Source organism: Streptomyces himastatinicus ATCC 53653 (genome assembly GCF_000158915.1).
GTDB classification, from domain to species: Bacteria; Actinomycetota; Actinomycetes; order Streptomycetales; family Streptomycetaceae; genus Streptomyces; species Streptomyces himastatinicus.
In genome coordinates, this window is the sequence record NZ_GG657754.1 from 10,034,833 (window position 1) to 10,058,076 (window position 23,244).

The following is a 23,244-nucleotide window of genomic DNA, read 5'->3' on the forward strand; positions in this document are numbered from 1 at the left end:
CGAGCCCCGCGTCCTCGGCGAGTTCGGCGTTCGCCCTCATCGAAGCGGCCCATACGACCGTGTCGGCGTCGATGTCCGCCGGGTCCGCCACGGGGTGGCCCTCCTCGATCCGTACCCCCAGCCCGGTGAGGACCGTACGGACATGGGCGCGGCCCCGGCGGGAGAGTCCGCCGCCGACCTCGCCGGTGGTGAGCAGCCGTACCCGCCAGTCTCGGTGGCTCTCGGCGAGTTCGGCGGCCAGCTCGATACCGGTGAGCCCGCCGCCGACGACGGCGAGTTCACCGGGCCCCGTCCAGCAGCCGCTTGTGCAGTTCGGCCGCCGATTCCATGGTGAAGGCGCGTTCGCCGACGTCGGCGGTGCGGCTGCCGAGCGCGTACACCAGGCGGTCGTACGGAAGCCGTCGGCCGTCGTCGGTGTCCACCTCGCGGGCGTGAGGGTCGATGCGGGTGGCGAGGGCGGCGATGTGGGTGATGCCGGTGCCCCGCAGCAGCGCCGTCAGCGGGTGGGTCACCTCGGGCCGCCCGGCGGCCCGTTCGTGCAGCCTGACCCGCTCGGTGAAACGGTCGCTCGGGTCGACGAGGGTGACGTGGGCGTACGGGGCGAGGCGCAGGGCGGCCAGCAGCCCGCCGTAGCCCGCGCCCAGCACCAGAACCTGTTGCTTCTCCATGGCGATGGCCTCCTCAAGTGGTGTTCACCCAAGAGACGCCACAGCCCGCCGGGGTGTGACGGTGACGCCGGTCACAGGTTCGGGAGGTCGAGGTGGCGGAGCTTGTCGGGGTTGACGACGACGTCGATGGCGGTGATCCGCCCGTGGTGCACGGTGAACGCGAAGACCACGGACCGTTCGCCCGCCGGGTCCACGATGACCAGGCCGGGGGCACCGTTGACGTCCCGTCGCAGAACGGCCATCGACAGCTCGTCGAAGCCGCGGCCGAGACGCTGGGCGAACCGGGCCACCTGCTCGTTCCCGAGGATCGGCACCCGGGACGCCACGACCTTCCCGCCGCCGTCCGAACGCCACACCACCTCCGGGTCGAGGATCTCCAGCAGCCCGTCCAGATCGCCGCCCATCACCGCGCTCAGGAAGGCGTCCACCGCGCGCCGGTGTTCGCCGCGGTCCACGGAACGGCGCGGGGCCTCGGCCCGCACCCGCTTGCGGCCGCGCGAGGCCAGCTGGCGCACCGCCTCGGGGGACCGGCCCACGACCTCGGCGATCTCGGGGAACGGCACCGAGAACACATCGTGCAGGATGAACGCGGTGCGCTCCGCAGGGGTGAGCCGCTCCAGCACCGTGAGCAGGGCCAGCCCCACGGACTCGTCCAGCGTCACCCGGTCCTCCGGCCCGTCGCCCGCCACCACCGGCTCCGGCAGCCACGGCCCGATGTACGCCTCGCGGCGGACGCGGGCGGAGCCGAGCAGGTCGTAGCAGATCCGGCTGACCACCGTCGTCAGATACGCGCGCGGGTCGGCCACCTCGTCCCCGGGCAGCGCCTGCCAGCGCAGCCAGGTCTCCTGCACGGCGTCATCGGCGTCGGCGACCGATCCGGTGATGCGATACGCGACGGCCCACAGCCGATCGCGCTGCTGCTCGAACTCCGCCAGCTCTGCCATGGTCCGATCCTCTCGCGTCCGCTTCCGGGCCCCGGGGACAACGGGCCCGCGAGAGGAGACACCGCGGCGGCCCGGAGTGTGACATCACGCCGTTTCCAGACGCCGGATCAGATGGTCGAGGAAGGCGGAGACGGCGGCGGGCAGGGTGCGACGGGCCATGGACTGGCTCTGGACGCTGCGCCCGAAACCGGCCGGGCCTGACACCGCCCCCGGACCCCCGACACCCCGGTCAAGCCGCACCGCGTCATCATCGCCGCATCCGTGGGCATCGCCCTCGAATGGTTCGACGTCGCTATCTACGGATTCTTCGCCGACACCATCGCCAAGCTGTTCTTCCCGTCCACGGACGACACCGTCTCGCTGCTGATGGCGTTCGGCACCTTCGGCATCTCGTACCTGGTACGCCCGCTCGGCGCCGTCGTCCTCGGCCGGTACGCGGACCGGGTCGGCCGCAAGACCGCGCTGATGCCGTCGATCAAGCTGATGATGCTCGGCACCCTGCTCTCCAGCGCGCTCAGCACCGGGCAGCTGGAGTCCTGGGGCTGGCGGGTGCCGTTCTTCTTCGGCCTGCACATCGGGCCCGTCGGCTACGCCATCCGGCGCTACGTGGACGAGTCCCCGGCCTTCGCCCACGACGAGGACACCGCCACCGGACACGGGCCGGTGGCGGAGGTGCTGCGCCACCACAAGGGGCGTGTCCTGCTGGCCGTCGCCGCCCTCGCCGTCTCCACCGCCATCACGTACCTGATCACCTACATGCCGGTCTTCGCCGTCAAGGATCTCGACCTGCCCGCCTCCACCGGATTCCGGCGCCGTCCTCACCGCGGTGACACCGTTGGTCGGCCACCTCTCCGACAAGACCGGCCGGATCCGTGTCATGGCCGCCTCCGCCGTGCTGATCCTGCTGCTGATCCGCCCCGTGTTCGCCTTCCTGGTGGCACACCCCGGATTCGGGGTGATGCTCACCGTGATGTTCCTGATCGGTCTGCTGAAGGCCGGCTACTTCGGGGCGCTGCCCGCGCTGCTGTCCGACCTTTTCCCGCGCTCCAGCCGCGCCACCGGGATGTCGATCAGCTACAACCTCGGGGTGATGCTCTTCGGCGGCACCACCCCCGTCGTGATCGTCTGGCTCGTCGATGTCACCGGCGACAAGCTCGCCGTCACCTGGTATTTGACCGCTCTCGCCGCCCTCAGCCTGGCCGCCGTGGCCATCGCGCGCCGCCGGTTCGGCATCCGCTGACCCGGGACCCTGTGACGAAACGGGGGTGGCGCGGGGGGCCGGGAGAGGCGTAAGTAGTAGATGTGGATATTCGGCAGGGTCCCCCGGAGCTCGGCCGGCCAGGGCAGCAGGGGAGGCGGGCCCTGGTCGCGATCCCCCTGGCACTCATCGTCCTGATCGTGCTCGGCGATGTGTTCGGCCCCGCGAGCGTCCGTCTCAGCCCGCTGCTGATCGCCGCCCCCGCCATGACCGCGTCCTTCGCCGGACCGCTGCTCACCGGCTGTATCGGCCTGGTGGCCGTGGGCGCCCAGATCGGGATCAACGCCGGGCAGGACCGGCTGACCGCGACCAACCGGATGGCGGAACTCTTCACCCTGATCCTGGTCTCCGCCCTCATCGTGCTGTTCCGCACCGTGCTCGACCGGCACGCCCGCGAGCTGACCCGGGTCCGGGCGGTGGCCGACGTGGCGCAGAAGGTCCTGCTGCGCCCGCTGCCCGACCGCGTCGGCCCGCTGCGGATCGCCTCCGTCTACCTCGCCGCCGAGCCCGGCGCGGAGATAGGCGGCGACCTGTACGCGGCGGCCCGCACCTCGTACGGCACCCGCCTGATCATCGGCGATGTGCGCGGCAGCGGCCTCACCGCCGTCGCGGACGCCTCACTGGTGCTCGGCGCCTTCCGGGCCATCGCCCACTGGCCCGTACCCCTGCCCGAACTCGTGGCGCACCTGGACGCCGCCCTGTCCGCGGAGCGCACCGAACCCGCCGACCGGGCGCCCGGGGCGGGGGAGTCGTTCGTCACCGCCGCCGTGCTGGAGATCCCCGACGACCAGCCGGTGGTACGGGTGGTCAACTGCGGACACCCGCCGCCATTCCTGCTGCGCGACGCCACCATCAAGGCCCTCGAAGGGCCTGCCCCCGCCCTGCCACTGGGCCTCGGCGATCTGGCGGCCGGGCGCTACCGGGTCGAGGACTACCCCTTCGAACCGGGCGATCTGCTGCTCCTGTACACCGACGGTGTGATCGAGGCGCGCGACGCCGACGGTACGTTCTACCCGCTCACCGAGCGCCTCCACACCTGGGACGGCGAGGGGCCCCGGGGGTTCGTGGACCATCTGCGCCGCGACCTGCTCGCCCACATCGGCGGCCACCAGGGCGACGACGCGGCCCTCGTTGTCCTCGAACGCCGCCACCCGGAAAGCTGAGCATCGCGCGAACCACCGCTAAAGTGGTGATATGGGCAGCGGGAACGACGGCCCTGACGACTTCGGGCCAGACCCACTCGGCGACTTCCTCGCACGCTTCCTCGGAACCGGGCCCGGCGGGCAGCGGTCCGATCGCCATGTCGACTTCGGCCGGCTCATGAGCGAGACCGCACGCCACCTCGTCTCCTCCGCCGCGTCGTACGCCGCCGAACACGGCAGCACCGACCTCGACACCGAACACCTGCTGCGGGCGGCGCTCAGCGCCGAACCGACCCGCACCATGGTCTCCCGCGCCGGGGCCGACCCCGACCAGCTCGCCGCCGAGATCGACCGGCAGGCGGGGGACGGCCCGCCACGCGGCTCGGTCGCCGTCACGCCCGCCGTCAAGCGGGCGCTGCTCGACGCCCACGAGATCGCCCGGGCCCGCGGCTCCTCGTACATCGGCCCCGAACACGTACTGATCGCCCTCGCCGCCAACCGCGACTCCACCGCCGGGCAGATCCTCCACGCCGCACACTTCGAACCCCGCAGCACGCCCCCGGCCGGCCGGGCGGCCCCGGTCCCCGGCGCCGACCAGCGGCCCGTGGCGGACCGCCGCGGCACCCCGACCCTCGACCGGTACGGCCGCGATCTGACCGACCTGGCCCGGGAGGGCCGCATCGACCCGGTGATCGGCCGCGACGAGGAGATCGAGCAGAGCATCGAGGTGCTGGCGCGGCGCGGCAAGAACAACCCCGTCCTGATCGGCGAGGCGGGCGTCGGCAAGACCGCCGTCGTCGAGGGGCTGGCGCAGCGCATTGCCGACGCCGACGTGCCGGACATCCTGCTCGGCCGCCGCGTCATCCAGCTCGACTTCGCGGGCGTCGTGGCCGGGACCCGCTACCGCGGCGACTTCGAACAGCGCCTCACCGCCATCATCGACGAGATCCGCGCCCACTCCGACGAACTCATCGTCTTCATCGACGAACTGCACACCGTCGTCGGCGCGGGCGGCGGCTCCGAGGGCGGCACGATGGACGCCAGCAATCTGCTCAAGCCCGCCCTCGCCCGCGGCGAGCTGCACGTCATGGGCGCCAGTACACTCCAGGAGTACCGCCAGTACATCGAGAAGGACGCGGCGCTCGCCCGCCGCTTCCAGCCCATCATGGTCCCCGAACCCACCCCCGCGGCCGCCGTCTCCATCCTGCATGGGCTGCGCGATCGCCACGAGGCACACCACCAGGTCCGCTACACCGACGAGGCGCTGTTCGCGGCCGTCGAACTCGCCGACCGCTACCTCGCCGACCGCTTCCTCCCGGACAAGGCCATCGACCTGATGGACCAGGCGGGCGCCCGGGTACGGCTGCGCTCCAGCGCCCGCGGCACCGATCTGCGCGCCCTGGAGCGCGAGCTGGAGCAGCTGACCCGCGACAAGGACCAGGCCGTCGCCGCCGAGCAGTACGAACGCGCCACCGCCCTGCGCGACCGCATCGCCGAACTCGGCGCCCGTATCACCGAGGGATCCGGTGCCCAGTTCCACGGCTCCCGGGTCTCCGAGGTCACCGTCGAGGACATCGCCGACATCGTCTCCCGGCAGACCGGCATCCCCGTCAGCAGCCTCACCCAGGAGGAGCGCGAGCGGCTGCTCGGCCTGGAGGAACACCTCCACAAGCGGGTCATCGGCCAGGAGGAGGCAGTCGCCGCCGTCTCCGACGCGGTGCTGCGCTCCCGGGCCGGACTCGCCGACCCCCACCGCCCCAGCGGCAGCTTCCTCTTCCTCGGCCCCACCGGCGTCGGCAAGACCGAACTCGCCCGTGCGCTGGCCGAGGCGCTCTTCGGCAGCGAGGACCGGATGATCCGGCTCGACATGAGCGAATACCAGGAGAAGCACACCGTCAGCCGCCTCGTCGGCGCGCCACCCGGATACGTCGGCCACGAGGAGGCCGGACAGCTGACCGAGGCGGTGCGCAGACAGCCGTACGCGCTGCTGCTCATGGACGAGGTGGAAAAGGGCCACGCGGACGTGTTCAACATCCTGCTCCAAGTGCTCGACGACGGCAGACTGACCGACGCCCAGGGCCGCACCGTCGACTTCAAGAACACCGTCATCGTCATGACCAGCAACCTCGGCTCCGAGGCCATCACCGGGCGCGGCGCCGTCCTCGGCTTCGGCGGCGGCGACGCCGAAGCCGACGAGGCGTCCCGCCGCGAGCGGGTCCTGCGCCCGCTGCGCGAACACTTCCGGCCCGAGTTCCTCAACCGCATCGACGAGATCGTGATCTTCCGTCGGCTCGCCGACGAACAGCTGCGTCAGATCACCGATGTGTTGCTGGAGGAGACCCGCCGCCGGATGCGCGCCCAGGACATCCCCGTCGACTTCACCCCCGCCGCCGTCGACTGGCTGGCCCGCCACGGCCATCAGCCGGAGTACGGCGCCCGCCCGCTGCGCCGTACCATCCAGCGTGAGGTCGACAACCCGCTCTCCCGGATGCTGCTCGGCGGCGAGCTGCGGCCGCACAGCCCGGTCGAAGTCGATGTGGAGGACGACACGTTGGCGTTCCACATCGAGCAGGAGCCCGCGGCCACCTGATCCGGCGGCCGGACCGTCAGCGCCCCATGGTCAGGCCATCCTTCTGCGCGCCCCGGCTGAGGACCGCTTCCCGGATGGTGGACAGGGCGTGGGTGTAGTGGCTGTCGCCGGGGCTCTTCTCCAGCGCCCGGGGGAGGTTCACCACGCTGATCGGGTCGTTGTCCACGGCGTGCGGGATGAACTCCGCCTTCGCCACCTGCCACGGTCTGCCCTGCGCGGTGGGCGGGGTGAACGTGAAGCGGGCCGCCGAGCCCATCTGCCCGCGCTCGTCCGGCATCACGCCCGCGACCTGGTCGCCCATGCCGTAGACCACCCAGGTGCCGTTGACCTTCTCGTATGCCTGGGGGACATGGGCGTGGGTGCCGATGATGAGGTCGATGTCGCGGCGACCGTGGCTCCGGGACGCGGTGAGCTTCTTGGCGAGGGACAGCTGGAGCTTGTCCGGCGCCTCCTGCCATTCGGTGCCCCAGTGCGTGGACACCACGACCACATCGGCTCCGGCGCGGCGGGCGGCCCGGGCGTCCTCGATGATGCGGTCGGCGTCGATGAGGTTGACGATCCAGGGCTTCCCCTCGGGCACCGGGATGCCGTTGGTGCCGTACGCGTAGGCGAGCTGGGCCACCTTGGCGCCACCGGCCTCCATGACGGCCGGAGTGGTGCTCTCGCGGGCGGTCCGGGCCGATCCGGTGTGCCGGACGCCTGCCTTGTCCAGGGCGTCGAGGGTGCGGCTCACGCCCTCCGTCCCGGCGTCCAGCGTGTGATTGGAGGCCGTGGAGCAGGAGTCGTAACCGAGCTTCTTGATCGCTCCGGCGATCTGCGGCGGGGTCTTGAACGTGGGGTATCCGGTGAAGGGCCCGCCGTTCGCGCCGTACACCGTCTCCATGTGGCAGATCGCCAGATCGGCCTGGGCGACCACGGGTGCCGCACCGATCAGCATGCGATGGAAGTCGTAGCCCTCACCGCCCGAGTCGGCGCGCGCCTGGCGGATGACGGAGGCATGGGCGAGGAGGTCGCCGGTGGCCACCAGCGTGAACTTCTTCTGGGGCTCGGCGCGTGCCACGCGCGCCGTCTCGGAGGGCTTCTGCTCGGCGTGGCCGGTGACGGGGTCGCCGCCACTGCCGCACGCGGTGGCGGTGGCGAGCAGGGCGGCCACGAATATCGCCGTTCGGTGGCGTCGGTGCTGGAACACGATTCACTCCGCACTCACGAGGGGCAAATGGGTGGTTTGTCGTATTTATACGTACGACAGAAGATCACCCAGCGGAGCGGTGCCGAGCTTCACCGGAACGGCAGACCGGAAGCACCCGATGGGCCCTCTCGTCCCGGAGGTGCCCGTGGTGGTGCCCGTGGCGGTGTCCGAGGTGGTGCCCGAGGTGGTGTCCGCGGTGGCACGATGGGGCCACGCACAGCGGAGCGCCGTCCCGTGCGCCCGCGGCGGAACCCTGGGGAGGGACGCTCCATGCAGGCCGGCGAACCCAGCATCACCGCCCGCGCCGCCGCCGCCTTCCGTGCGGCACACCAGCGGCTGGAGGGCGGCAGAGTGTTCAGCGATCCGCTGGCCCTGCGCATCCTCGGCCCGGACGCCGACAATCCGGTCCTCGCGGCGGCATTCGCACCCGAGCGGGAACCCATCCGGCTGGGCGTGGCCGCCCGCGCCCGCTTCGCCGAGGACGCGGTGGCGGCCGCGGTCGAACGCGGCGTACGGCAGGTGGTGATGCTGGGAGCCGGGCTGGACACCTACGGGTGTCGCGCGCCCCAACAGGCCGCCGGATTACGGGTGTTCGAGGTGGACCACCCCGCCACCCAGGAGTGGAAGCGCGACCGGCTTGCCGCCGCGGGGATCGCCATACCGCCCTCGCTGACGTTCGCCCCGGTCGACTTCGAGCGCCAGGGGCTCGCCGATGGCCTGGCGGCGGCGGGCTTCGACCCGGGCCGCCCGGCGTTCTTCGGCTGGCTGGGCGTCGTCCCGTATCTGACCCGGGCGGCGGTGCTCGACACCCTCGGCTTCATCGCGGCCCTGCCCGGCGGCTCCGGCGTGGTGTTCGACTACGGAGAGCCGCCCGGCGCGCTGCCACCGGAGCAGCGCGCCGTCCACGAGGCCCGCGCCGCCTGGGCCGCCGAGGCGGGCGAGCCCTTCCTCAGCCACTTCACCCCCGAGGAGATCGCCTCACTGGCGGGCGACCTGGGGCTGACCGTCGCCGAGGACATCCGCTACGGCGAGCTGACCGCCCGGTACGGACGCGGCGCGGCGGATCGGTCAGCGGAGGCGGGCGCCACGGGGGACGCGGGGGCTCATCTCATCCACGCCGTGCGGCCACCGGTACGGTGACCCGGCTGGCGGCCAGGTCGACGGTCACCTTCGCCCCGGTGGGGTCCTCGAAGTAGAGGAAGTCGGCGTCGGTGCCCGCGAGGACGAGGCCGATCCGGTGGCCGGGCTTGACCTCGTAGTCGTTCGGCAGTGTCTTCCAGGCGATGCGGTAGGACGCCCCCGGGGTCAGCGGGTCGGGCGTGGTCAGCGAGTGCCGGTTCTGCGCGTCCATCCAGCCCCGGGCGATCACCTCGGAGGGGCCGTGCACCGTCACGTTGGCCGTCTTCCGGTAGCACGCGTCGTCCGCGGGGGTGCTCTCACCGTGGCAGGACTCCTCGGTGAGCCCGCGCAGCCCGTCATGGATGCCGTTCAGCGGATCGTTGCGCGACCAGTCGATGCGTTCGTCCTCGCCGTAGTCGACCAGCAGCGCGGTGAGGTTCGACGTCGGCTTGTCGAGGCTGACCCTGAGGTCCACGGTGGGGGTGCCCGAGATCCGCGCGCCGGTGCGCAGGGGCGGGGTGAGATACGCCAGCCGCCCGGGCCGGGCGGTGGCCGGGTCGGCGGTGAGGTCCGCCTCGCTCAGCTTGAGATCCGTGAAGGACCCGGTGCCGGTGGCGGGACGGAGCGCCAGCGAGCCGTCGGACTTCGGGTGCAGGGACGACGGGGCGGTGCGCGCGGGCCAGTCGGCCTGAGTGGTCCAGGTGGTGGGACCGGACTGGAGGTCGACCCGGGGCTCGTCCATGATGCCGTTCCGGATGCCGTACAGCCAGTGGTCGAACCACCGGTGCACGGTGTCGACCCAGTGGGCGCGCCGCCCGGGCCAGTCGAACGGGTCGGTGTGGCCGTAGCGCCCGAGCCACAGCTTGCGCGGTACGTCGCGCTCGGCCAGCGGTGCCCACCAGTCGGCGAACTGGTCGATCCGCACGTTGTAGTCGCTGAGGTCGTGGACGGCGAAGACACTCGCCCGCACCTTGCTCACCTGGGGGGCCGGGGGAGCGAGGTAGTCGCGCTCCTTCCAGTGGGCGTTGTAGTTGCCGGTGGCGTCGTCCTCGCCCGCGGCCAGCCGGTCGCGCACCGCCTGGCACTTCGCGGGCGGGTCGGAGTCCAGCGAACCGGCCAGCCAGGGGCCGAACCCGTTCCAGTGCTTGGCGCCGTTCGTCCGGGCGAACTCGTACCAGGAGCTGATCCCGGAGATCGGGACGATGGTCTCCAGCCCCTCCACCCCGGTTCCCGCCACGGCGTTCGCCAGCGTCCCCTCATAGGAGTGCCCGATCATTCCGGTCTTGCCGCTGGACCAGGTGGCCTTCACCTCGCTGCCGTCGGCCCGGTAGGCCGTGGCCCGGCCGTTCAGCCAGTCGATCGCCGAGGTGGCGGCGGCGACGTCGGCCTTGCCACCGATGGTCGGACAGCCATCGGATCTGCCGGTGCCGGTCATGTCGACGTCGACGACGGCGTAGCCGCGGGGCACGAAGTAATTGTCGTAGAACAGGGGGAGCTTGGACGGGGTGCCATCGGCGGCATAGGTCTTCTTCTCCGCCTCGAAGCCCCGGCCGACCGTGTCGTTGTACGGGCTGGCCAGCATGATGACCGGGACCTTGAGGCCCGCTTCGGTCTCCCGGGGCCGGATGATGTCCACGGCCACGCGGTCCTTGGCGCCGTCGCCGTCGCTGTCGACGCGGGTCTGGACCATGAGGTGTTCCCGGACCGCGTCCTGGTAGGAGAACACGGGCTGGGTACGGCCATGGGCCACCGTGATCGAGGCCCCGGCGGAGGGGCGGGCCGTGGCGGGCCCGGTGGCGAGGGCGGCGAGGGACAGCGATATCGCGACCGCGACGACCGCGGCACCTCGCCATCGTGAAGTGAGCACACGGTCCTCCTGATCGCATGAGTCCTGCTGAGCACATGAGGTGCGCTGATCGCAGGGGGCCTGCGTCCCGCCGAGGGGCGCCGGACCGATGGACAAGCGGTCCGGCGCCCCCTCGGCGGAGGTTTTCCGAGCTCCGGCGGCTACTCGGCGATTTTGGTGCGCATGATCCAGCGAAAGACCGCCGGAGCGAGATCGCCGTCAACGAGTTCGAAATGCTCGTATCCGTTGCGGTGCTGGATTTTGAGCTTCCGGGTGGCAAGGGACGACTGACCGGTCCGATGCGCCCGGGGGAGATCGTCCGGCCCCCCTTCGAGGATGACCTCGATCGGGGTGCCGTCGGGAAAATACGTGCTCTGTTCCGTCACCTGTTCACCTCTTTACGCGGGAACGTGGAGTTCGAGCCGGTCATCCGAGGTGAGGATGGCCCGCTGCATGTCCTGAAGGGCCCGGCACGGTTCGAGTCCGAGTTCCTCGTTGAGCGTCTTCCGGGCCGCCTGATACACATGCAGGGCGTCCGCCCGGCGGCCGCAGCGGTAGAGCGCCAGCATCAGCTGACGGTGCAGTGCCTCCCGCAGCGGATGCTCGGTGGTCAGCTGGTAGAGATCACTCACCAGCTCACGATGGCGACCGAGCATCAGACGCGAATCGGTCAGCATCTCGACACATTCCAGACGGGCTTCCTTCAGCCAGGTCTGAAAGCCCTCGAGAATCGGCCCGTGGCACACATCGTCCAGCAGGGGGTCGCGCCAGAGATCGAGCGCGCTTTCGAAGCTGGCCGTGGCCTGCTTGTAGCGCCGCTCCCTGAGATGATCGCGCCCCTCGCCCACCAGTCGTTCGAAACAGTGGAAGTCGAGATCATCGGATCCCAGACGCAGGACGTATCCCGGGGGGCGAGTGAGAACCGGGCTTTCGTTCTGATGGGGCCGGCGCAGGAACTTGCGAATCTGGGAGACATACACATGAAGGCCCGCGATCGCCCGGCGCGGCGGGCCCTCCCCCCAGATCTCCGTGATGAGCTGGTCGATCGGGACCACTTGATCCGCGCGGACCAGGAGGACGGTCAACAGGACTTCGATCTTCCGCGCCCTGATGGATAATTTGCGCCCCTCCTCGACCACGCGAAGGGGCCCCATGATCTCATATCGCACTGCTTGCCCCGTCCGAGTCGCCGATGCGTGCGGTCATGGGACAGTCGGCGCCGTTGCCGGAAATCCCCGCGAGATTCTTCGTGTTTTCGTGTCCGCCCGGGGGTGGTGCCTGTCTTCTGGAGGCGAACGAATGTGCGGGCCCGCGTCGCGTACGTACTGCCGAGCCGCCCGCCTGGGGGAAGTGGACCGGCCGTTTGTCGCCGCACGGGGACGGACAGTGCCGCCGGTTCCGCTTACGCACGTCGTTCGCGACTGCCATTATTCACCCCTCTTTATCACGGACCTGCCGGTGATTCAGAAACCGCGAACCCGCAGTTCACTGCCCCTGGCAGGTGCCCTTCGTCCTAAGCGAGTCCTATGACTACCCGCCTCACCTAGAATCCGGATACATGCGCCCTTGAGGCGCCCCTTCGCGTAATGGCACACATTTCGATACCGTGTGGAAGATCAGGGTCCGGATATCGTCAGCCTTGAGTAACGCGGTCAGCGAATGAGAATACGCTGATCGAGTCGGCGGGTTCAAGCGCGACATGCCGAAACCCGCTTCCTCTTGGGTCTGTTGATGAGAAGTGGATAATTGCAGGACTTTGGGGCCGGTCGCCCCGTGGAAACCGGCCCCGAAATCATTGGTCAAAGCTTGTGGGCCACCACGATCGCGCAACCGGCACTGGGCACCGTGGGCAGCGCCGATTTGGCGGCGTCGAGCACCTCCTGCACGCTGACCCCGTGCCGCTCCTCGAACTCCCGGCGGCACTTCAGAATGCCGTCGATCATGCGGTTGGCGGTGTCCTTGGTGTGCTCGGTGACGTCCGTCAGCTCGTCCAGCACCAGTCCGGCGTCGCTGATCAGGCCGGGCCAGTCCTGGAGCCGGGTCAGCGAGGTGACCACGTCGGGATCGTCCTCCGGCTGATAGCCGCCCTCGCTCGGCGCGGTCACATCCGTCAGCACCAGCCGGCCGCCGGGCGCCAGCACCCGCGCGATCTCGCGCAGTGCGGTGGGCCGGTGCATGTGGTTGATGGATTCGAATGCGAGTACGGCGTCGAACGACGCTTCCCCGAAAGGCATGGCCATGGCATCGGCGTAGCGGAACGACACCTGGCCGGACATGTTCTCGGTGAGCGCCGCTTCCGTCGCCTGCTTGACCTGAAGCTCGCTGATGGTGATCCCCAGAACACCGGCCCCGGTCGTCGACGCCACCCGCAGCGCGGGCTTGCCGATACCGCAGCCCACATCCAACACACGGTCTCCAGGCCCCACCCGCAGCCGTTCGATGAGCAGATCGGTGAAGCGGTCCGTCGCCTCCCGCACCGAGCTGGTGTCGGAGGGGCCGTCCCAGTAGCCGAAGTGGAAGTTGTCGTCCCACGCCATCTGTAGCAGCGGTCCGAGCGAACTGTAGTAGTCCGACACCTGGCCGCCTGGCGGCGCGGGTGATGGGGATGTCATGGCACTCCTCCTGTGTGCTCGGCGCTCCGATCGGCCGTCAAGTGGCCACAAAGGTCTACCTGTTCAGCGATAGTCCGGGGTTCCGGTAACGCGTCTCTAAAGTCACCGGCCGCGGGCTTTTGGTCTGCCTTTAGAACCGCGCCCCACGATGGGCCACGTGCTCGCACCGATCATCAATCCGGAGCGGGAGTGCCTCCCATGACCAACGACATCCCTGCGGGTGTGATGGCTAGCACCCCGCCCACCCGGCCACCCCAGCCCGCGGAGCCCATCGCCGTCGTGGGAATGGCCTGCCGACTGCCCCACGCACCCGGCCCGGCCGCCTTCTGGCAGCTGCTGCGCCAGGGCCGCCACGCCATCACCGCGATGCCCGCCGACCGCCGTCACGCCGGTCCACCGGCCGAGCCGGAAACCTCCGCTCGTTCGGTCGCTTCGACCACCGGCTGGTCCGGTGGGTTCCTGGACCGGGTCGACACGTTCGACGCCGCGTTCTTCGGCATCCCGCCGCGCGAGGCGGTGGCCATGGACCCCCAGCAGCGGCTGATGCTCGAACTCAGCTGGGAGGCGTTGGAGGACGCCGGAATCCGCCCCGAGACGCTGAAGGGCACCGCCACCGGTGTGTTCGTCGGCGCGATCTGGGACGAGTACGCGGCCGTGCTGCGCCGCCACCAGCCCCTCGCGAGCACCCGGCACGCCATGACGGGTGTGCACCGCAGCATCATCGCCAACCGGATCTCCCACGGCTACGGGCTGCGCGGCCCGAGCCTCACCGTCGACACCGCGCAGTCCTCGTCGCTGGTGGCCGTCCACACCGCCTGCGAGAGCCTGCGCCGCCACGAGTGCACCCTGGCGCTGGCCGGTGGCGTCAACCTCATCCTCACCGAGGAGAGCATGGAGGCCGCCGCGGCCCAGTTCGGCGGGCTCTCCCCGGACGGCCGCTGCCACGCCTTCGACGCCCGCGCCAACGGCTTCGTACGCGGCGAGGGCGGCGGCGCCGTCCTGCTCAAGCCCCTCGCCGCGGCGGTGCGCGACGGCGACCCGGTGTACTGCGTGATCCGCGGCAGCGCCCTCAACAACGACGGCGCCACCGACGGCCTGACCACCCCCGACCCGGCAGCGCAAGAAGCCGTGGTGCGGCTCGCCCACCAGCGCGCCGGAACCTCACCCGGCGATGTCCAGTACGTCGAACTGCACGGCACCGGTACGCCCGTCGGCGACCCCGTCGAGGCCACGGCGCTCGGCGCCGCCCTCGACAGCGCCCGTACGGAGGACAACCCGCTGTTGGTCGGCTCCGCCAAGACCAACGTCGGCCACCTGGAGGGTGCCGCCGGCATCGTCGGACTGCTCAAGTGCGTCCTCAGCATCACCCACCGGCAACTGCCGCCCAGCCTCAACTACACGACCCCGAACCCGCGCATTCCGCTGGCCGGTCTCGGGCTGCGGGTCCAGGACGAACTCACCGCGTGGCCACGCCCGGACCGGCCGTTGCTCGCCGGAGTCAGCTCCTTCGGCATGGGCGGCACCAACTGCCATCTGGTGCTCGCCGAACCCCCCGCCCCCGCGGCGGCCACCCCGACCCCGGCCCCGCCCGTCGTCCTGTGGCCGCTCTCCGCCCGGACGCCCGCCGCGCTGCGCGCCCAGGCCGCGCGGCTGCGCGACCACCTCGCCGCCCACCCCGGCGCCGACCCCGCGGACATCGGCCACGCCCTGGCCACCACGCGGACCGCCTTCACCCACCGCGCCGTACTCCTCAGCGACGGCCACCACCCCGACGAGCTGCTGCGCGGCCTCGACGCGCTCGCACAGGGCACCCAGAGCGCCGGACTCGTCCGGGGCCGGACGGCCGGAGGAGGGCTTGCGCTGCTCTTCAGCGGCCAGGGAAGCCAGCGCCCCGGCATGGGCCGCGAACTGTACGCCGCGCACCCCGTCTTCGCCGACGCCCTGGACGAGGTCTGCGACACCCTGCTCCCGCAGCTCGAACTGCCCCTGCGCGACGTCATGTTCGCCGAGCCCGGCACGCCGCAGGCGGCGCTGCTGGACCGGACGTCGTACACCCAGCCCGCGCTGTTCGCCATCGAGGTCGCCCTCTACCGGCTGGTGGCCTCCTGGGGGCTGAAGCCCGACTACGTGACGGGGCACTCGGTCGGCGAGATCGCCGCGGCACACGTGGCCGGAGCGCTCTCCCTCCCCGACGCCTGCGCCCTGGTGGCCGCCCGAGGCCGGCTCATGCAGGCGGTCGCGGCGGACGGGGCGATGGCCGCGTGGCAGGCCACCGTGGACGAGGCCACCGAACTGCTGGCCGGGCGGGAGGACCGGATCGGCATCGCCGCCGTCAACGGCCCCTCCTCCGTCGTGGTCTCCGGGGACCGGGGCACCGTCCACGACACCACCGCCGTCTGGCGGGAGCAGGGCCGCAAGGCGCGTCTGCTGAAGGTCAGCCACGCCTTCCACTCCCCGCACATGGACGTCATGCTCGACGAACTGCACGCCGTGGCAGGCGGCTTGGACGTCGCCGTACCGGCCATTCCCGTCGTCTCCAATGTGACCGGCCGCGTCGCCACCGCCGAACAGCTCGCCTCCCCGGACCACTGGGCCCGTCACGCCCGCGACGCGGTGCGCTTCGCCTCCGGAATGCGCACCCTCCGCGCGGCGGGCGTCACCACGTTCCTCGAACTCGGCCCGGATGCCCAGCTGACCGCCATGGCCCGCGAATGCCTCGCCGAGCGCCCGGGACCCGGAGACGGTCCCGAAGACAGTCCCGACCGGCTGCGCCCCCTCGCCGTGGCCGCTCTGCGACGCGACCGGCCGGAGGTACGCACCTTCGCCACCGCCATGGCCGAGGCACACGTACGCGGCACCCCCCTCGACTGGGAGCAGATCTTCGGCGGACCCCGCTCCCGGACGGTCGGCCTGCCGACGTACGCCTTCCAGCGGGAGCGCTACTGGCCCGGGGCGCATCCCACGCCCCCGGCCACGGACAGCGCGGCGGCCGAGTCGCCGCCGACCGGGCGGCTGACGGAGCTGACGGGCGCGGAGCGCGACCGTGCCCTGCTGGAGACGGTGCGCGACGCCGCGGCCGTCGTCCTCGGGCACCCCGGCCCGGACGCCATCGACCCGGCCCTCAGCTTCAAGGAACTGGGCTTCGACTCCCTCGCGGCCACCGAACTGAGCGACCGGCTGAGCGAGGCCACCGGCCTGCCCCTGCTCGCCACGCTCACCTTCGACCACCCCACGCCGCTGGCCGTCGCCGCCCATCTGCGCACCCGCGTCAACCGAACCCCGAACGCTCCGACCCCGCCACCGTCCACCGCACCCCTCACCGACGACGATCCCATCGCGGTGGTGGCCATGAGCTGCCGCTACCCCGGTGGTGCCGACACACCGGAAGCGCTGTGGCGGCTGGTGTCCGAGGGCATGGACGCGATCGGCGAGTTCCCGGGGGATCGTGGCTGGGATCTGGCGGGGCTCTTCGACCCGGACCCGGACCGCCCCGGGACCAGTTATGCCCGCGAGGGCGGATTCCTGTACGACGCGGCGCGCTTCGATGCCGAGTTCTTCGGCATCAGCCCGCGCGAGGCGCTGGCCACCGACCCGCAGCAGCGGCTGCTGCTGGAGACCGCGTGGGAGGCGTTCGAGCGCGCGGGCATCTGCCCCGATGCGCTGGCGGGCAGCTCGACCGGTGTGTTCGTCGGGGTGACGCCCCAGGATTACGGTCCACGGCTGCATGAGGCCCCGAAGGGGCTCGACGGTCATCTCCTGACCGGCAGCACGCCCAGCGTGGTGTCCGGACGGGTCGCCTTCACCTTCGGCCTGGAGGGGCCCGCGGTGACGGTGGACACCGCATGCTCGTCGTCGCTGGTGGCCCTGCATCTGGCCGCTCAGGCGCTACGGCAGGGGGAGTGCCGGATGGCATTGGCGGGCGGAGTGGCCGTGATGGCCGCCCCGGGCATGTTCACCGGCTTCTCGCGTCAGCGCGGCCTGGCCCCCGACGGCCGCTGCAAGCCCTTCGCGGCGGCAGCGGACGGCACGGGCTGGGGCGAGGGCGCCGGACTGGTGCTGCTGGAGCGGCTGTCGGACGCGCGGCGCGCCGGCCACCCGGTGCTGGCCCTGATCCGCGGCTCCGCGGTGAACCAGGACGGCGCGTCCAACGGATTGACGGCGCCCAACGGGCCGTCGCAGCAGCGCGTGATCCGCCAGGCCCTGGCCGCCGCCCGGCTGACTCCGTCCGAGGTGGACGCGGTGGAAGCACACGGTACGGGCACCACGCTGGGCGATCCGATCGAGGCGCAGGCCCTGCTCGCCACGTACGGACAACAGCGGCCCACGAACCGGCCGCTGTGGCTGGGATCCATGAAGTCGAACATCGGCCACACTCAGGCGGCCGCCGGAGTGGCGGGCGTCATCAAGATGGTGATGGCGATGCGGCACGGGCAGCTGCCCGCCACCCTGCACATCGACGAGCCCAGCCCGCACGTCGACTGGACCAGCGGCAACGTACGCCTGCTCACCGAACCGGTCGCGTGGCCGAACGGCGACCACCCCCGCCGCGCGGGCGTCTCCTCCTTCGGCATCAGCGGAACCAACGCCCATCTGATCCTGGAACAGCCCCCCGCCCCGGACACCGCGACCGGCGCCCCGCACGAGGACGGGCCCAGGCCGTGGGTGCTGTCGGCACGTAGCGCGGAGGCGCTGCGCGGACAGGCCCGTGCGCTGACCGCCGCACTGGACACCGATCCCGACGCGTCCGCCGCTTCTGTCGCGGAGGTGGGCTGGTCGCTGGTCACCACCCGGTCGGTATTCGCCCACCGGGCGGTGCTGGTCGGCGAGGACCGCGGCACACTGACGGCGGCGGCCCGGGCGCTGGCGGCCGATGACGGCCACCCCGGGCTCGTGGGCCCCGCCGCCGCACCTCTCGGAGTCGCGGCGGTGGGCGGCCCGGGGCCGGTGCTGGTGTTCCCGGGACAGGGATCGCAGTGGCAGGGCATGGGTGCCGAACTCCTCGACACATCCCCGGTGTTCGCGGCACGGGCGGCCGCATGCGAACGGGCACTGGCGCCGTACGTGGACTGGTCGCTCACCGATGTGCTGCGCGGCACCGAGGACGCGGCCGATCTGCGCCGGGTCGATGTGGTGCAGCCCGTGCTGTGGGCCGTGATGGTCTCGCTGGCCGAGGTGTGGGCACGGTACGGAGTGCGCCCGGCCGCCGTCGTGGGCCACAGCCAGGGCGAGATCGCGGCGGCCGTGGTGGCGGGGGCGCTGTCGCTGGAGGACGGCGCGAAGGTGGTGGCCCTGCGCAGCCGGGCGCTGTGCCGACTGGCCGGCGGTGGCGCCATGGCCTCGCTGGGACTGGGCCGGGAGGCGGCGGCCGATCTGCTGACCGAGCTGGGCGACCGGGCCTCCGCGGTCGTGGTGGCAGTGGTCAACGGACCCGGATCCACGGTGGTGTCCGGACCGCCCGGGCAGGTGGCCACTGTGGTGGCCGCATGCCAGGAAAGGGAGGAGCGCGCCCGGTTGATCGAGGTGGACTACGCCTCCCACAGCCCCCAGGTCGACGAGATCACACAGGAGCTGAACCATCTGCTGGACGGCATCCGTCCGGCCACCTCCGCCGACACCGATGTGGCGTTCTACTCGACGGTGACCGGCGGCCGCGCCCAGCCGTCCGACCTCGACACCGGCTACTGGGTGCGCAACCTGCGGGAGCAGGTGCGGTTCGCCGACGCGGTGGACGCGCTGCTGGCCGATGGCCACCGCGTGTTCATCGAGGCCAGCACCCATCCGGTGCTGACCATGGGGATGCGGGAGTGTTTCGAGGAGGCGGATGCCGCCGCCGTCGCCGTACCGACGCTGCGGCGGGACCACGGGGGCCGGGCGCAGCTCATGCGCTCGCTGGGGCAGGCGTTCACCGCCGGGGTCGACGTCGACTGGACCGCCCTGTTCCCGGCCGACCCGCCGCCCCGTACGGTCGATCTGCCCACCTACGCGTTCCAGCGCGAACGGTACTGGCTGGACACCACCACCTCGCGCGGCGGCGATCCCGCCCACCTCGGCCTCACCTCCGCCGACCACCCCCAGCTGGGCGCCGCCGTGGAACTCGCCGACGGCAGCGGCCTGATGCTGACCGGGCGCATCTCCCCGCAGACACACCCCTGGCTGAGCGAGCATGTGGTGGGCGGCACGGCGCTCGTGCCGGGCGCCGCGCTGGTGGAATGGGTGCTGCGGGCGGGCGACGAAGCCGGGTGCGGTGAGGTCGAAGAGCTGGCGTTCCGGGCCCCTTTGGCGCTGCCCGACATGGGTGGCCTGTGCGTACAGGTGGCGGTGAGCGCCCCCGCCGACGACGGACGGTGCGACGTACGCGTGTACGCCCGCCCGGACGGCGGCGGTACGCCCACGGCGTGGACGTGCCACGCCACGGGCGTCCTGCGCCCGTCCGCACCGGACGAGCAGACGGCCGAGTCCGGGGCCTGGCCACCCGCCGGTGCGCAACCGGTGGCTACGGACGGGCTGTACGAACGGATCGCCGCCTCGGGTTACGCGTACGGCCCCGCCTTCCGGGGCGTACGCACGATGTGGCATGACGGCGCCGACGTACTGGCCGAGGTGGAGCTGCCGGAGGCGGCCGGAGAAAGGGGCGGGTACGGCATCCACCCGGCACTGCTGGACGCGGTCCTGCAACCGGCTCTGGTGACCGACGAGGCACCGGCCGATGAGCGGCTGTGGTTGCCGTTCACCATGAGCGGCGTGGCACTCTGGGCGGCTGACGCGACCACCGTACGCGTCCGAAGCCCAACGCACCGGCAGGGCGTGGACGGCGAGTGCGCGATGCGTGTGGCCGTGTCCGATGCCGCGGGCGCACCGGTGCTCACCATCGACGCGCTCGTGATGCGTCCGGCCGCCCCCGAGCAGCTGCGCCCGGCGGGTGGCCATGGCGCCGCCGAACGCACGGCGCCGGTGCTACGGGGCGGCGTACGGGGCGGGCGGCGGCGCTCCGCGGCCGCCACGACCGGTGCGCGGTCGGCCGACTGGACCGCACGGCTGAGGGGACTGTCGGCGGCCGAACGGCAGCGGGCGGTGCTCCACCTGGTCCGCCAGCACGCCGCCACCGTGCTGGGACACACCGACCCCGACGCGTTGCACGCCGAGGCCAGCTTCAAGGAGCTGGGCTTCGAGTCCCTGACCGCCGTCGAGCTGCGCGACCGCCTCGCGGCGGCCACGGGATTGCGTCTGCCGGCGGCCCTCATCTTCAGATATCCGACCCCGGAGGGCATCGCACGCCACTTGGTGCAGCGACTTTCCCCCGAAGGCAAGGTCCCGACGCAGAAGACGACGGACGCGATGAATGTCGCGGAAAGGCTGGAGTCCGCGTCCGCGGATCAGGTTCTTGACTTTATTGACAACGAGCTTGGTGTGTCCTGAATGTACCGGGCGCGACGATCGCTGAAGGCCGGGTGACCCCTAGTGGCGAACGAAGAGAAGCTGGTCGAGTATCTCAAGCGGGTCTCCGCTGATCTGCACGATACGCGGCAGCGTTTGCGTGCGGCGGAGGAGCGTGTCCAGGAGCCGGTGGCCGTGGTGGGCATGGCTTGCCGCTTCCCGGGCGGGGTCACGTCCCCGGAGGAGTTGTGGGATCTACTCGGCGCGGGTGTGGACGCGATCGGGGATTTCCCCACGGACCGCGGATGGGATCTGGAAAACCTCTACCACCCCGATCCCGAGCACTACGGCACCAGTTGCGTCCGCCAGGGCGGATTCGTCGAGGCCGACCAATTCGACGCCGCGTTCTTCGGGATCAGCCCGAGGGAGGCGCTGGCGATGGACCCGCAGCAGCGGCTGGTGCTGGAAATCGCCTGGGAGGCGTTGGAGCGGGCCGGAATCGACCCGGCCACCCTGAAAGGCACCCGCACCGGCGTCTACACGGGGGTCTCCAGCCAGGACTATCTCGCCCGGGCTCCGCGGATTCCCGAGGGCTACGAGGGATACGCCCTCACGGGCATGCTCACCAGCATTATCTCGGGCCGGGTGGCCTACACGTTCGGTTTGGAGGGACCGGCGGTGACCGTGGACACCGCGTGCTCCGCCTCCCTCGTGGCCATCCACCTCGCCTGCCAGGCCCTGCGCCAGGGCGAATGCACCCTGGCGCTGAGCGGCGGCGTCACCTCGCTCGCCACCCCCGTCATGTTCACCGAGTTCACCCGGCAGCGGGCGCTGTCCCCGGACGGCCGCTGCAAGTCCTTCGCGGCCACCGCGGACGGCACCGGTTTCTCCGAGGGCGTCGGCCTGGTGGTGCTGGAACGGCTGTCGGACGCGCGGCGCAACGGACACCGGGTGCTGGCGGTGCTCCGGGGATCGGCCATCAACCAGGACGGCGCCTCGAACGGCCTGACCGCGCCCAACGACGTCGCCCAGGAACGCGTCATCGGCCAGGCGCTGGCAAGCGCCCAGCTGTCACCGGGCGAAGTGGACGCGGTGGAGGCCCATGGCACCGGTACGAAGCTGGGCGACCCGATCGAGGCCGAGGCCCTGATCGCCACGTACGGCCAGGACCGCCCCGCCGATCGGCCGCTGCTGCTCGGGTCGTTGAAGTCCCACATTGGGCACACCCACGCGGCAGCCGGTGTGGCCGGTGTCATCAAGATGGTGACGGCCCTGCGGCATGCGGTCCTGCCCGCCAATCTGCACCTGGACGAGCCGACCCCGCATGTGGAGTGGGAAGGCAGCGGAGTACGGCTGCTGACCGAACCGACCGCCTGGCCCGAACTCGACCGCCCCCGCCGGGCGGCCGTGTCCTCTTTCGGGGTCTCCGGCACCAACGCCCATGTGATCCTCGAAGAGGCCCCGGACGTGGACGACCACGATGAGTCGCGGCCCGTTGAGGGTGTGGTGCCATGGGTCGTGTCGGCGCGGAGTGCGGAGGCGCTGCGGGGGCAGGCGGCGGCGTTGGCGGCACGTATGGCCGATGCGGAGGTGGCGCCTGACGACGTGGGCTGGTCGTTGGTGACGACGCGGTCGGCGTTCGAGCACCGTGCGGTGGCGGTGGGCGAGGACCGTGCGGAGCTGCTGGCCGCGGTGGAGGCGTTGGCGAAGGGGGAGTCGCATCCGGACGTGGTGTGTTCCGGTGGTGCTGCGCCGCTGAGCGGTGGTGCGGGTCCGGTGCTCGTGTTTCCGGGGCAGGGGTCCCAGTGGGTGGGGATGGGGGCCGCGCTGCTCGATGCGTCGCCGGTGTTCGGGGCGCGGGTGGCGGAGTGCGAGCGGGCGTTGGCGCCGTATGTGGAGTGGTCGCTCACCGATGTTCTGCGCGGCACCGGAGATGCGAGTGATCTGGGCCGGGTCGATGTGGTGCAGCCGGTGTTGTGGGCGGTGATGGTGTCCCTGGCGGCGGCGTGGGCGGAACATGGGGTGCGCCCCGCGGCGGTCGTGGGCCATAGCCAGGGGGAGATCGCGGCGGCTGTGGTGGCCGGGGCGTTGTCGTTGGAGGACGGCGCGAAGGTGGTGGCGCTGCGCAGCCGGGCGCTGCGCAAACTGGCTGGTGGCGGTGCGATGGCGTCGCTGGGTGTGGGGCAGGAGAAGGCTGCTCGGCTGCTGGCGGGGCTGGGCGATCGGGCTGCCGGGGTGGGTGTGGCGGCGGTCAACGGGCCGTCTTCCACGGTGGTGTCGGGTCCGCCGGAGCAGGTGGCCGCGGTCGTGGCGGCATGCCGGGAGAACGGCGATCGCGCACGCCTGATCGACGTGGACTACGCCTCGCACGGCCCCCAAGTCGACGAAATCCACGAAGAGCTGGTGCATCTGCTGGAGGGCATCCGCCCGATCGACACCTCCGGTACGGAAACCGCCTTCTACTCCACGGTGCACGGCCGCCGCATCGACACCACCGGACTG

The 23,244-nt window shown here is 71.5% G+C and carries 13 protein-coding genes and 2 pseudogenes; 7 read left to right on the forward strand and 8 right to left on the reverse strand.

Features of this window, described 5'->3' with window-relative positions; all coding sequences use genetic code 11:
* From SSOG_RS58075 to sigJ, 3 genes and pseudogenes are all read right to left on the reverse strand, one after another.
* A pseudogene (locus SSOG_RS58075) lies at positions 1 to 247 on the reverse strand (pyridine nucleotide-disulfide oxidoreductase); the annotation flags it as partial.
* Between the two features lie 31 nt (positions 248 to 278).
* The gene (locus SSOG_RS58080) at positions 279 to 668 is read right to left on the reverse strand and encodes an FAD-dependent oxidoreductase (RefSeq protein ID WP_009720503.1); all 390 of its coding nucleotides are present in this window, start codon (positions 666 to 668) and stop codon (positions 279 to 281) included.
* Between the two features lie 71 nt (positions 669 to 739).
* Complete coding sequence (gene sigJ / locus SSOG_RS42475) at positions 740 to 1,612, reverse strand: RNA polymerase sigma factor SigJ (protein WP_009720504.1); 873 nt, start codon at positions 1,610 to 1,612, stop codon at positions 740 to 742.
* Positions 1,613 to 1,873: 261 nt separating this feature from the next.
* On the opposite strand from sigJ, the pseudogene SSOG_RS57020 reads away from it, so the two are divergent.
* From SSOG_RS57020 to SSOG_RS42490, 4 genes and pseudogenes are all read left to right on the forward strand, one after another.
* A pseudogene (locus SSOG_RS57020) lies at positions 1,874 to 2,068 on the forward strand (MFS transporter); the annotation flags it as partial.
* 370 nt (positions 2,069 to 2,438) lie between these two features.
* Positions 2,439 to 2,852: an MFS transporter gene (locus SSOG_RS57025; RefSeq protein WP_245606508.1), complete on the forward strand. Its 414-nt coding sequence runs from the start codon at positions 2,439 to 2,441 to the stop codon at positions 2,850 to 2,852.
* A 62-nt stretch (positions 2,853 to 2,914) separates the two neighbouring features.
* The gene (locus SSOG_RS42485) at positions 2,915 to 4,033 is read left to right on the forward strand and encodes a PP2C family protein-serine/threonine phosphatase (RefSeq protein ID WP_009720506.1); all 1,119 of its coding nucleotides are present in this window, start codon (positions 2,915 to 2,917) and stop codon (positions 4,031 to 4,033) included.
* A 31-nt stretch (positions 4,034 to 4,064) separates the two neighbouring features.
* Complete coding sequence (locus tag SSOG_RS42490) at positions 4,065 to 6,602, forward strand: ATP-dependent Clp protease ATP-binding subunit (protein ID WP_009720507.1); 2,538 nt, start codon at positions 4,065 to 4,067, stop codon at positions 6,600 to 6,602.
* A 16-nt stretch (positions 6,603 to 6,618) separates the two neighbouring features.
* Here SSOG_RS42490 and SSOG_RS42495 read toward each other — a convergent pair whose 3' ends face one another.
* A complete protein-coding gene (locus SSOG_RS42495) occupies positions 6,619 to 7,791 on the reverse strand; it encodes a CapA family protein (protein WP_009720508.1) in 1,173 nt (390 codons plus the stop codon).
* Between the two features lie 270 nt (positions 7,792 to 8,061).
* Between SSOG_RS42495 and SSOG_RS42500 the strand changes: the two genes are divergently transcribed.
* Entirely contained in the window at positions 8,062 to 8,931 is an 870-nt protein-coding gene (locus SSOG_RS42500) for a class I SAM-dependent methyltransferase (RefSeq protein WP_009720509.1), read from the forward strand.
* Here SSOG_RS42500 and SSOG_RS42505 read toward each other — a convergent pair.
* The 4 genes from SSOG_RS42505 to SSOG_RS42520 form a co-directional block, all read right to left on the reverse strand.
* A complete protein-coding gene (locus tag SSOG_RS42505) occupies positions 8,900 to 10,777 on the reverse strand; it encodes a Xaa-Pro dipeptidyl-peptidase (protein ID WP_039940077.1) in 1,878 nt (625 codons plus the stop codon). The two genes, SSOG_RS42500 and SSOG_RS42505, sit on opposite strands and share 32 nt — an antisense overlap.
* Positions 10,778 to 10,917: 140 nt before the next feature.
* Positions 10,918 to 11,142 carry a DUF5988 family protein gene (locus SSOG_RS42510; RefSeq protein ID WP_009720511.1) on the reverse strand — a complete coding sequence of 75 codons (225 nt, stop codon included), beginning with the start codon at positions 11,140 to 11,142 and terminating at the stop codon, positions 10,918 to 10,920.
* 12 nt (positions 11,143 to 11,154) lie between these two features.
* Positions 11,155 to 11,895 (reverse strand): AfsR/SARP family transcriptional regulator, encoded by a 741-nt coding sequence (locus tag SSOG_RS42515; protein WP_483754813.1) that lies wholly within the window; start codon positions 11,893 to 11,895, stop codon positions 11,155 to 11,157.
* 660 nt (positions 11,896 to 12,555) lie between these two features.
* Positions 12,556 to 13,368, reverse strand: a complete 813-nt coding sequence (locus tag SSOG_RS42520; protein ID WP_009720513.1) for an SAM-dependent methyltransferase — start codon at positions 13,366 to 13,368, stop codon at positions 12,556 to 12,558.
* 225 nt (positions 13,369 to 13,593) lie between these two features.
* Between SSOG_RS42520 and SSOG_RS42525 the strand changes: the two genes are divergently transcribed.
* Positions 13,594 to 20,784, forward strand: a complete 7,191-nt coding sequence (locus SSOG_RS42525; RefSeq protein WP_039942699.1) for a type I polyketide synthase — start codon at positions 13,594 to 13,596, stop codon at positions 20,782 to 20,784.
* 42 nt (positions 20,785 to 20,826) lie between these two features.
* The coding region (locus tag SSOG_RS42530; RefSeq protein ID WP_039940080.1) for a type I polyketide synthase at positions 20,827 to 23,244 on the forward strand (2,418 nt) is incomplete at its 3' end.